Raw genomic sequence first — 10,958 nt, forward strand, 5'->3', positions numbered from 1 at the left:
GAAGTAACGGCGGTGGGGTGCCGCAGACAAGGCACCCCACCGCCACCTCGCCACCCGTTCAGAACGGCAACGCCCGCCCATGCACCACCTCCAGCCGTGACACCGCCCGCGTCAGCACCACGTACAGCCGATGCAGCCCCCGCCCGGTCGCCCCCTCCCCCTCCACGATCGCAGCGGGCTCCACGACGACCACGTGGTCCCACTCCAGCCCCTTCACGGCCGTCGCCGCCAGCACCGCGACCCGGCCGCCCCCGTCCAACGCCCCCAACACCTCCCGTACGGCGGCCACTTCGCCCTCCGCCGCCACAACCCCCACCGACCCCTCCCCCTCCAGCGCCCGCCCCACCGCGGCCACCACCTCCCCGAGCACCTCGGCCTCGGGCACCTCCACCACCCTCAACTCCCCGTCCCCGCGCAGGGATCGGGCCGGCGGCACCGCCACCTCCAACCTCTCCAGCAGCCGGTTGGCGAAGTCGACCACCGTCCTCGGCACCCGGAACCCGGTCGTCAGCGGGATCACCGTGGCGTCCGGTTTGCCCAGGTGGGCCAGCAAGGGCCCCCAGTCCCGCGCGGCCCACGGTGTGGTGCCCTGGGCCAGGTCGCCCAGGACAGTGAGGGAGCCGTAGGGCGCGCGGCGCGCGATCACCCGGCACTCCATCGGGGAGAGGTCCTGCGCCTCGTCGATCACGACATGGCCGTACCCCTCGGGGTGTTCGATCAGACCGGCGACCTCGTCGAGGAGGACCAGATCGGCGGCCGACCAGCGCGCCGACTTCCACGACCTCGGCGGACGCGCCCACCGCACCGCCCGCTGCTCCTCCGCCCCCAGCAGCCCCTCGGCGGCCCGCGCCAACGCCCGCTCGTCGCCCAGGAGTTCGGCCACCACCTCCTCCGGACGCACCCTCGGCCACACCGCCTCCACATACGCCCCGACCGGCCGCGCCCGCTCGATCCGCCGCACCCAGCCGTTCGACTGCGCCCCCGCCCGCCGCTCCGCCTCCCGCTGGATACGGGCCACCACCCGCGTCCGTACCCGCTCGCGCCCCACGCCGTACGGCGGTTCCTCGGCCCGTACGCCCGCCACGATCCGCGCCAGCTCCGCCGCCGGGACCCGCCAGCGGTAGGAATCGTCCGGCACCTCAAGGGGATCAAGGGAGTTGGCGTACCCATCGGTCGCCACGCGTGCGTACAGCGCCCGGCGCAGCACCTCGGCCATCCGCGCGTCGTGCTTCACGACGGCCGCCCGCTCGTCGTCCTCCGCGCGCACCGGCCGGCCCGGGCCCGCGATCTCGTCCGTGACCGTGGACTGCCGTACGCCCGTCTCGCCGAGGGCGGGCAGCACCTCCGAGATGTACGACAGGAACGTGCGGTTGGGCCCGAGGATCAACAGGCCGCCGCGCTGGACGCGTTGGGGGTGGGTGTAGAGGAGGTACGCGGCCCGGTGCAGCCCGACGGCCGTCTTGCCGGTGCCGGGCGCACCCTGCACACACACGGAGACGCCGAGACCGGCCCGTACGAGGTCGTCCTGCTCGGGCTGGATCGTCGCGGCGATATCCCGCATGGGCCCGACACGGGGCCGAGCGATCTCCCGCGCGACCAGACCACCCACACCATCCGCACCACCCAAACCGTCCGCGCCGCCCGCCAACTCCCCTTGGCCGTCCCCCACTTCCGCGTCCGTGAGGTGCTCGTCCTCCAGTCCGGTCAGGTCGGCGGAGTCCCCCGTACTGCCGGGCGCCCAGCCGAACCGCCGCCGCACGGCCACGCCCTGCGGATCGCGGGCGCTCGCCTGGTAGAAGGCCCGGGAGACGGGGGCCCGCCAGTCCACGACGAGGGGCGGGCGGGTCGGATGCTCGGAGATCCGCAGCCGCCCGATGTGATAGCTCGCGCCACGGTGATCACCCCCGCCGTCCCCGTCACCGAAGTCCAACCGGCCGAAGAACAACGGCCCTTCGGGCAGTTCACCCAACTCCTTCGCCTTGCTGCGCAGTTGGTACCCGAGCACTTCCGCGTCCGCCCCGGAGGCGGAGACGTCCTCGCCGGTGACGACATGCTCCCGGGCGCCGTCGATCATCGCGGCGAGGGCGGCACGACAGCTGTCGTGATGGGCACGTTCGCGGCGCAGGGAGTCGCGGAGCGGGGAGTCGGGTGACGTCATTCCAGCAAGCCTACCGAAATAACGTAACCGGGTTAAACATTTTACTCAGTCAGCTTGGTCAGGCCCATGTCCCGCAGCCACGGCAGCCCCGCCTCCAGCTGCCCGAACGCCTCCTCCGCCGCCACGACCGCGTCCCCCCGCACCGCGTCCACCGTCTCCCCCGCCGCTATCCGCCGCCAGTTCTCCTGCGCGAGGATCCGCTGTACGGCGATGATCTGCCCGGCGGCGAGCCGGGCCGCCAGGGTGCCGCCCAGGGCGCCGGCGAGTGCGGCCTCCGACCGCTGCTGGTACTCGTACGCCCTGGCGACCAGTGACGGGGTGCCGTAGAGCAGGCCGTGGAAGGCGAGCACCCCGGGGGCGCCGTTGAGGCCGGTGACCGGGTCCTCGCGGCTCAGCCCGTCGAGGAACTGCCGGCGCAGCGCGTCGACCGGCGAGACGCCCGTGCCCGCGCCCACCCCCGCACGGGCCGCCCGGACCACCCGCGCCGCCTCGTCCTCGTGGTCCGCGAAGCGGTGCAGGACGAGGTCCTCCTTGGCCGGGAAGTACCGGAACAGCGTCGGTTTCGAGATCCCGGCCGCGGCGGCGACCTCCGCGACGGACACCGCGTCGAACCCCTTCGCGAGGAAGAGCCCGATCGCGATGTCGGACACGTTCTGGTACGTCTGCCGCTTCTTGCGCTCACGCAGCCCGATCTCTGCCATGGAAGGGAGAGTACGCACTCCGGGGACCCACGCGTCCAGCCCCCGGGACGCCCTCCCGCCGCAGAGCAGCGACCCTAGGCCCGCGCCCGTGCCAGGAGCGGATTCTCCGTGGAAGCGGAACGGGCCGGCAGGCCCAGCGCGGCCGTCGCCGACGCCAGCGTCATCGCGTACGAGTCGACCGCCCGGCGGACGTTCGGGGCGTCCAGAGCGGCGCCGGTGACCAGGCGGTCCAGGTCGATGTAGGCGGATCGTACGATCTCGATGTCCCGGTAGACGCGCCAGTCCCGTTGCCAGTTGTCGGTGTACTCGGCGGGCAGTACGCGCGCCCATCTGCGGAACATGCGGTCGCGGATCTCCGAGCGGGTCGGCGTGAGGTGCATGTGCCGGACCAGGTCGTAGAGCGGGTCGCCGACCAGCGCCATCTCCCAGTCGATGATGGTCAACGCCATCGGGTCGTCCCGGCGTACGAGGTTCCACGGGTTCAAGTCGCCGTGCAGCAGGGCCGGTTCTCGGTCGCTCACCTCGTGCCGGCCCAGGATCTCCCGCAGCCGGGCGGCGTGGGGCAGGCCGAGCGCCCCGGCCAGTTGCCTGGACTCGCGCGGCAAGTCCTCCACCAGGGAGACGAGTTGCTCGCTCAGCCAGCTGTAGAAGCGCCCCCCGCCCGCCATCGGATCGAGCACCTTGTAGTCCACGCCCGTCAGCGCGCGGAGCTGGTCGACGAGCGCGTCCGCCTCGTGCGGGAGCAGGCCGTGCACCGGATGGCCGGGGGCCCGGTCGAGGTCCCGCGGCCCGGCGTACGTGTGGATCGCGAAGCGTTCCTTGCGGTAGCTGGTGCCCAGGGCGAGGACCCGCGGCACCGCCACGTCGACGCCCGACCGCTCGATGGCCCGGAGCACGGCGTGCTCGCTGAGGAAACTGGGCTCACGCCGGTGGACCCTCGGCACCTGCCGTCTGACCACCACGGGAAAGTCGACGCCCTCGACCCGGACCACCGAGTTGAGGTGCGCGGTCCCCTTGAACACCCGGTTGGCCGGCGCCGCGCCCTCGGCGTGCAGGGCGCGCTGCACGGCGGCGTGCGGGAAATCGGCGTGCTCCGGGACCCGTCGGTCCGGTTCCCAGCCGATCGGGGTACGGGAGGCCGCGTCCCGGCGGGACGACGACATCTGCCAGCGGTACAGGATCTGCTCGATCACCGCGTCGCTCGGCACATCGGCCAGCCGCAGCGGCTCGGCCGCCCCCGCCAGCGCCTCGCTCACGGCGGCCGTCGCCCCGTCCAGGCGCCCCTGGTCGAACGATTCCTCCAGCGACCTCGCCGCCCGCATGACGTCCGGGAACACGGACTGCGCCCGCTCGAAGGCGACGTAGTGCGGCAGGTCCCGGTGCAGGCCGTTGACGGCGGCGGGCCTGGTCACCTGCATGGCCTCGGCCCAGGCGTCCACCACCTCGCCCCACTGGAAGTCCGGGTACTTCATGCGTACGAGGTGGATCGCGAGGTCGTGCAGAGGGTCCCCGTAGGTGGCCAGTTCCCAGTCGACGGAGGCCAGCGAGGAGGGGTCGTTGTGGCAGGTGACGATCACGTTGTCCCGGTGCAGGTCCCCGTGGAGCAGGCTGTAGGGACGACGGGCCATCACCGGCACCCGCTGGGCCCACCGGATCAGCGCGTCCTCCGGGACCCCCAGAGCGACGAACAGCCCACCGTAAACAGCCCAATTGGACTGACGGATGTCACGGTCCGCGCGGTGCGCCAGCATGCGCAGGAAACTCTGGCCGTCCTTCGCGTTGCGCGGCAGACTGCTCGGCAGCGACTCCCTGCGCACCTGCGACACCTGGGACATCAGCTCCGCGAGCGCCTTGATCACCGGACCGCCGACCGGCTTGCCGTTCTCGCACACACGGGAGAGCGGTACGCCGTCCACATAGCTGTGGACAGCGAAGCCGGGGCGCGAGACAAGGCACTTCGGCGCCCGGGGCACGACCTCCTGGACCGCGTGCAGAATCGCCGCCTCGCGCTCCCAGGTCCGGATCACCACGGGCAGCACGTCGGGCCGCCGGACCCGTACGAGCACCGGCGCACCTGCCTCGCCGGCCACGACTCGCGCCACGTTCTCCGGCAGCGGGAGCACATGGTTGCGGTTGTGGTGGCCACCGCTCGCCACTCCCACCTCCGGCGCCCGCCGCACGAACGCGGACACGACGTCGGGCCGCTCACGGGTTGGTCGTTCCCGGAGCGGGGGCCGGGGAACAGGGGGTGTGCCCACTGACCGCTCCTGGTGGCTCGCGCGAGGTGACGAAGGGTAGGCAAACGCTATGGTCGAGATGCGTCCTGCACGACCAGAGCCCAGGCTTGTTAGCCACAACGAGTGGTCTGCCACTCATCCGGTTCAGGTCCGTCCGAGGCAGGCTTGTTCGCCTTCTCTTACGCGGCAACGAACGCGGTTTACTCACGCGGTGCGCAGATGCTACAGCACGGTTGCTACGGCGCTGTGTCCTGTCCCCGTTCCTCCGCCAGGCGTTCCCACATGGCGTCGAACCAGTCCTGCGCCTCCCGGACGAAGCGCGACCCTTGTGACGCAGGGTCACCATCCTTGACGAAGTGCGTCAGCGGGGCTCCGAGTCCCAGGACGTCGATCGCCGGCACTTCATCACCGTTGTCCAGGACGACCGGCCGCTCTATCGGCACGTACAGGCCGTGCAGTGCCTCGACCCGGTTGACGAGGTACAGCTTCCAGGTCGGAGCGATGTCCACATGCCGGACCTCGAACTCGACCGTCGGCACCAACTGCTCGGCGCGCACTTCTCGCACGATCCTCAGGGACGAATCCGTGAACCGTCTCGTGATGGCGCGCAGACGCTCCCGCAGCCGCGGGGTGTCCGCGGGGTTCACCGCGCGCAGATAGGGCAGGACCACCTCCTCGGCGGGGAGGATCACACGCAACGAGATGCGCTGAGGAGCGATCGCCTCGGCGCGAATCCGTTCCATCTGTATCTGGAGGTGCGTCGCCAGCGACTCCGAAGTGAGCGTATAGACGTCCAGAGTGACCTCAGGCCGTTCGAACGCCTCACCGATCAGCGCCCCCAGCGTCACGCCCACGCCCTGGCGGGATCTCGTCGCCGGCTGGATTCCCGGCACCTTGACGACCCTGGAGCCGCTGCCCTGTCTGGATTCGATCCAGCCCTCGCTGTTCAGCTCCCTGAGGACCCGCTGCACGGTGTCCCGGGAGACCTGGAACTCCGTCGCGAGATCACGCTGTGTCGGCAACCGCGACCCCAGCGGGTAGGTCCCGTCGGCCAGGCGGGCGCGCAGCGCCCCCGCGAGGCGCCGGAACTCCCTGCCCCGGCCGTCAGCCGTCCGCTCCCCGGTCACAGGCTCGGCGTCCTGGGCGCGCTGCTCCTGGGCATGGTCGTCGCGGGTGTACGAACACGCCGTACCGCCCTGGCCGTCGGAGCGGCCGTGGCGTTCGTGCTGATGATGACTCAGGCCTGACCCGCGCCGGTCCGGCTGCGGACCGCCCGCAGTACCGGCGCCAACGAATCCACAACCATTTCTGCACCGGCTTCCTTGAGCGTCTTCTCCTTCTCCTCGTTACGCGCGTAGCCCAGGAACGGCACCCCGGCCTCATGTGCGGCGTAGTAGTCCGCAGGGCTGTCGCCGATCATCAGGGCCGCGGACGGGGCCGCGCCCACCGCGCTGAGGGCGCGGTTGAGGCAGTGCGGATGCGGCTTGAGGAGATGGAGGTCCTGCGTGCGGCCGTAGATGTGCGGTGTGAAGCACCTCATCAGGTTGCGAGCCTCGACGTAAGTGCGCACTGTTCTGGGGGAGTTGTTCGTGGTGATGGCAAGGCGGGCGCCGACCGCGTGCCAGGTCTGTATCAGGATGTCGGCGTAGGGAGTGGGCATTGCCTTGACCACCGCCCGAAGCTCCTCCTGGGTGAGGCGTTCCTCCAGCTCCGCCACCAGATCGCTGCCCGGGTGCCGGCGGTCGACGGCTCGTAGCAGCACCTGCGGGTCCAGGGATTCCAGTTCCCGATCCGTCAACAGGCCGTGCAGTCCCCGCCCTTCGAGCCAGTGCACCAGCTCGACCGCCACCTTGTCCGCCGCATGCCCCGCGAACAGCCGGCAGATCGGCCCGTCGAAGTCCCAGAGCACGACGCGCGCACTGGCGATCAGCTTCCTCAGGTCCTCGGGCATGGGCGCGGTCACGGGCTCGGACGCGGGCGCGGAGGTCGCCCCTTCGGTCTGTGTCGTATCAGAGGTCACTAGGAGAGTGTCAGGTCCGAAGTGATGGTTTCCCAGAGGGCGTCGAACCACTTCTGGGATTGCTCGACGAACGCCGTGTCCCGTTCACCGGCACCCTTGCCGAACGAGAAGAGCAGCGACTCGGTGCCCAGGGTGTCGTACATGTCGAGCGTCCCGCTCTCCACCGCCTCCTCCCGGCGGGCGATCATGTAGTACGCGATCAGCGCCTCGGCGTCGTTGAGCAGGTACAGCTTCACCGGCGGGGTGAACGGCAGCGCCCGGAACGTCACCCGTACGTCGATGCCGTGCGAGGAGCGCAGGGCCAGCAGGTTGTGCCGGAGCACATGTCCCTGGGCGTTGCGCTGGGCCAGCCAGCGCTGGTGGACCGGGGCCTCGGCGGCGTCGCCGGTGTCCTCGACGGGGACCGGGAAGGCCAGCGTGATGTCCCGGGACGGCAGCAGGATGCGTACGTCGATCGACTCGGGGCGCAGGCGGCCCTCGTGGATCAGCCGGACCGGTTCACCGACGGCCAGCATCAGGGTCTCCGCGGTGAGACAGGCCGCGTCGATGCGCACGTGCGGCGCCGAGAACGCCTCCGTCAGCCGGGGCGCGAGCCCCACCATCGTCGGCTGGGGCCCTTCCCGGGGCAGGGTCATCTCGGCGACGCGCGGCGGGCTGCCCTTGCTGACGTTGGTGAGCAGCTGCTCGGAGTGCAGGATGCGCAGCGCCTCGCGTACGGCACCCCGCTCGACGCCGAACTCCTCGGCCAGCTCGGCCTGGGTGGGCAGCCGGTCGCCCGGCCGCAGGTCGCCGCTGCGGATGCGGTCACGCAGGGCGGCGGCGATCTCCTGGGGCGACTGTCTTCTGCTGCCGTTCACTGCCACGTTCTCCTGGGTCACGACCAAAACGCTACAACTTCGATCCATCTATGGGGAGTTGTTTGAAAGTTGTTTATGAGTAGTGGCCAAGTGGGGACAACATACTCAGAGTTGGTCACCAACTTACCCAAGTTGGCGGAAGTTTTGCCTCCTTCCTGCCATCCCCGCGACACCGCCCTGAAGGAGGAACCACCATGCCCGCCATCGCCCTCCTCGCCGCCGTCTTCATCAGCGGCTTCCAGCAGTTCGTCAGCTGGCAGTACGGCACCTCCGGTGTCGTCGGTCTGCTCCTGCTCACCATAGGCATCAAGGCCCGGAACGCGACCATCAGCTCCATCGGAGCCGTCATACTCGCCCTGTTGGTCACGGGCCCCACCCTGTGACGCGTCGGTCGGCGAAGGTCAGCCGGTGAGCGTCAGCTCCGAACTGATCGTCTCCCACAGCGCGTTGAACCACAGGTGCGACTGCTCCACGAACGTCGTGTCCCGGAGTCCGGCGCCCTGCTCGAAGGCGAACAGCATCGACCGGACGCCCTCGGCGTCGTACATCTCCACCTGCTCGTGGTCGATCTCCGTCGCGCGCCTCTTCAGCGTGTAGTACGCGAAGAGCGCCTCCGACTCGTTGAGCAGATACAGCTTCACCGGTGGCGTGAACGGGAGGGCCCGGAAGGAGACCCGCACGTCGATACCGTGCGTGGCACGCAGGGCCAGCAGATTGTGCCGGAGCACCTGCCCCTGGGCGTTGCGCTGCGCCAGCCAGCGGCGCTGTAGCAGGCCGGTGGCCTCGGACCCGGCCGGGGAGCCGTCCGCCAGGGCCACGGGCGCCGGCCACGCGAGGTCGATGTCCCGGCTCGGCAGCAGCACCCGGACGTCGATTCTGGCCGGATTCAGTCGCCCGGTGTGGATCTGCCGCAGCGGCTCACCGATGGCGAGGGTGAGCGACACGGCCGTCAGACACAGGGCGTCGACGGCGACGTGCGGCGCCGCGAAGGCCGCCTCGATACGGGGCGCGAGAGCGACGGTGGTGGGCAGCGGCGGGGCGGCGGGGCCGGTCAGCGCCGGTCCGGGAGCGGGGGCGACCCTCGCCGGGCTGCCCTTGGTGACGTCGGTCAGCAGCCGCTCGGAATGCAGGATGCGCAACGCCTCGCGTACGGCACCCCGCTCGACGCCGAACTCCTCGGCCAGCCTCGCCTGGGTGGGCATGCGCTGGCCGGGCCGCAGCGCACCGGTCCTGATCCGGGTGCGCAGGGCGTCTGCCACCTCGCGGTGTGACCTCTGGGGCTCCACAACCAAACACTACAACTTCCCGCCATCTTTGGGCAGTTCAAGTGAAGGTGGTTATGAGACGCCTCCAAGTGGAGATAAGTACTGTGAAGTTGGCTACCAATGACTACCAACTTCGGCAACATGGCCAGACCTTCCACAGGTTGGCTGCCGAACTCTTCTCCGGAGGGGAGCCTGGAGCTCGGCAGCCACCACGACCGGGAAACCCGGAAAGGGGGCCGCATCAGAATCAGCTCAACCAGCTCAATCGGATCAATCGGTTCAATCAGCTCAGAAGATGTCCGGGCACCAAGGGCGCCTGGACGTACGCAGCAGGGCGTCGGCCACTCGGGCGGCGCCCGCTCGTTCTTCCCGCACCCGCCCCAGCGTCGCGAGCCGCACCGCCGACTCGTCACCGAGCCAGAGCGCCGCCAACTCCCGCACGTCGAGGGTGAGTTCGGCGGCGTCGCGCGTTCCGGGCGTACAGGACCCGACCCCCTCGGCGGACACGTCCAGCCGGTACCGCCCGCCGGCGAACCCGTCCGCGTCGACGACTTCGAGGACGAGACCGCGACCACCTGTACTGCTACCGCTGTCGTAGGGACGAGCTTCCAGAGCCCGTACGACATCCAGGAGCCGCACCCACAGCCAGTCCGCGTGTGCGGTGAGCTTGGCGGCGCGCGGGTCCGGCAGGAAGAAGGGGAGCAGGTCGTCCGGGGCGCGCCAGCCGGTCTTGACCTTGGTGATCCAGTCGATCGAGCAGAGGTACTGCCACAGGGCGCGCTCGGCGGCCGGGGTCGCGGCGATCAGCCAGTTCACGTCGGCGGTGTCCTGCGGCTGCTTGGCGTCCCACTTGTCGTCGGCCTCGTAGGAGACGAGCCCCTCGACCTCACCCTCCGCCGAACGATAGACGGCGTAGAAGGGCTCGTCCCAGGAGCCCCCGAACCGCACCACGCCCGTGTTGACCTGCCACCAGCGCTCGTCACGGTTGACGGCACCCGGCTGCTGCCGCGCGAGCCGCGCGTGCAGTTCGGGTCCCAGCTTGCGTACGTCCTCGCCGTCCACGAGGTCGATACGGCCGCCGTCCGTCGGGCCCGCCCAGCGGGGGTCGAGGCCGGTGCGCGGTACGTCGATGATCCACTCGGAGGTCCAGGTGGCGGGCCCGAAGCCGTACCGTCCGTAGATCGGGTACTCGGCGGCGATCAGGGTCGCGACGACGTCTCCGCGTTCCTTCGCGGCGGTGAGGTCCTGGGCCATCATGCGGGTGAGGATGCCTCGGCGGCGGTGGGTGGGGGAGACGGTGACGTTCGAGATCGCGTCGGCGGGGACGGTGGCGCCGCCGCCGACGCTCAGCTCCTGCGGAAACGAACGGAAGGTCGCGACACATCGCCCGCCGTCGAAGGCGCCGAGCGTCCGCCCCTGCTGGAAGCCCCCGCGGCGGGCCTCCAGCTCCACGTCGCTGACCTCGGGCGACCGAAGAAACCCGGTACTCAGGGCCCGGGTCCACTCCCGGAGTCCGTCTTCGCTGACGGGGCGGACGTCGATGGCGTCACGGGGGGTCATGGGGCCAGGCTAGGGGGAGCGTGGCGGGGTGTCGCGCGTTTTTTCCTCGCCCCCGCCGCCCCTACCCGTCCCATCCTTCTGGGGGCTGCGCCCCCAGACCCCCGCTATCGGCCTGAACGGCCTCGTCCTCAAACGCCGGACGGCCTGGGTATCTCAGCCC

General features: G+C 70.5%; 9 protein-coding genes. 1 reads left to right on the top strand and 8 read right to left on the bottom strand.

The features are described 5' to 3' along the window. Positions 1 to 58: 58 nt before the first annotated feature. The 6 genes from ACWDR4_RS42345 to ACWDR4_RS42370 form a co-directional block, all read right to left on the bottom strand. Positions 59 to 2,158 (bottom strand): HelD family protein, encoded by a 2,100-nt coding sequence (locus tag ACWDR4_RS42345; protein WP_450416536.1) that lies wholly within the window; start codon positions 2,156 to 2,158, stop codon positions 59 to 61. Between the two features lie 41 nt (positions 2,159 to 2,199). Beyond that, the gene (locus ACWDR4_RS42350) at positions 2,200 to 2,859 is read right to left on the bottom strand and encodes a TetR family transcriptional regulator (protein ID WP_450416538.1); all 660 of its coding nucleotides are present in this window, start codon (positions 2,857 to 2,859) and stop codon (positions 2,200 to 2,202) included. 74 nt (positions 2,860 to 2,933) lie between these two features. Continuing rightward, positions 2,934 to 5,117 carry a phosphotransferase gene (locus ACWDR4_RS42355; protein ID WP_450416540.1) on the bottom strand — a complete coding sequence of 728 codons (2,184 nt, stop codon included), beginning with the start codon at positions 5,115 to 5,117 and terminating at the stop codon, positions 2,934 to 2,936. A gap of 215 nt (positions 5,118 to 5,332) precedes the next feature. Continuing rightward, positions 5,333 to 6,223 (bottom strand): GntR family transcriptional regulator, encoded by an 891-nt coding sequence (locus ACWDR4_RS42360; protein WP_450416542.1) that lies wholly within the window; start codon positions 6,221 to 6,223, stop codon positions 5,333 to 5,335. 110 nt (positions 6,224 to 6,333) lie between these two features. Next, positions 6,334 to 7,167: an HAD family hydrolase gene (locus tag ACWDR4_RS42365; protein WP_450416543.1), complete on the bottom strand. Its 834-nt coding sequence runs from the start codon at positions 7,165 to 7,167 to the stop codon at positions 6,334 to 6,336. After that, positions 7,116 to 8,000, bottom strand: coding sequence for a GntR family transcriptional regulator (locus ACWDR4_RS42370; protein WP_450416545.1), 885 nt, complete (start codon positions 7,998 to 8,000; stop codon positions 7,116 to 7,118). Before ACWDR4_RS42370 ends, ACWDR4_RS42365 begins: the two co-directional genes overlap by 52 nt. Before the next feature lie 167 nt (positions 8,001 to 8,167). Between ACWDR4_RS42370 and ACWDR4_RS42375 the strand changes: the two genes are divergently transcribed. Continuing rightward, positions 8,168 to 8,356 carry a hypothetical protein gene (locus ACWDR4_RS42375; RefSeq protein WP_450416547.1) on the top strand — a complete coding sequence of 63 codons (189 nt, stop codon included), beginning with the start codon at positions 8,168 to 8,170 and terminating at the stop codon, positions 8,354 to 8,356. Positions 8,357 to 8,374: 18 nt separating this feature from the next. On the opposite strand, the gene ACWDR4_RS42380 is transcribed toward ACWDR4_RS42375, so the two are convergent. Further along, positions 8,375 to 9,232, bottom strand: coding sequence for a winged helix-turn-helix domain-containing protein (locus ACWDR4_RS42380; protein WP_450416549.1), 858 nt, complete (start codon positions 9,230 to 9,232; stop codon positions 8,375 to 8,377). Between the two features lie 294 nt (positions 9,233 to 9,526). After that, a complete protein-coding gene (locus ACWDR4_RS42385) occupies positions 9,527 to 10,798 on the bottom strand; it encodes a GNAT family N-acetyltransferase (RefSeq protein WP_450416550.1) in 1,272 nt (423 codons plus the stop codon). Positions 10,799 to 10,958 lie beyond the last annotated feature (160 nt).

This window comes from Streptomyces sp. NPDC000878 (genome assembly GCF_053599695.1).

Excerpts from the sequence above, each read along its gene's own strand:
- ACWDR4_RS42345 (WP_450416536.1), bottom strand. The coding sequence starts at position 2,158 with ATGACGTCACCCGACTCCCCGCTCCGCGACTCCCTGCGCCGCGAACGT.
- ACWDR4_RS42350 (WP_450416538.1), bottom strand. The coding sequence starts at position 2,859 with ATGGCAGAGATCGGGCTGCGTGAGCGCAAGAAGCGGCAGACGTACCAG.
- ACWDR4_RS42375 (WP_450416547.1), top strand. The coding sequence starts at position 8,168 with ATGCCCGCCATCGCCCTCCTCGCCGCCGTCTTCATCAGCGGCTTCCAG.
- ACWDR4_RS42385 (WP_450416550.1), bottom strand. The coding sequence starts at position 10,798 with ATGACCCCCCGTGACGCCATCGACGTCCGCCCCGTCAGCGAAGACGGA.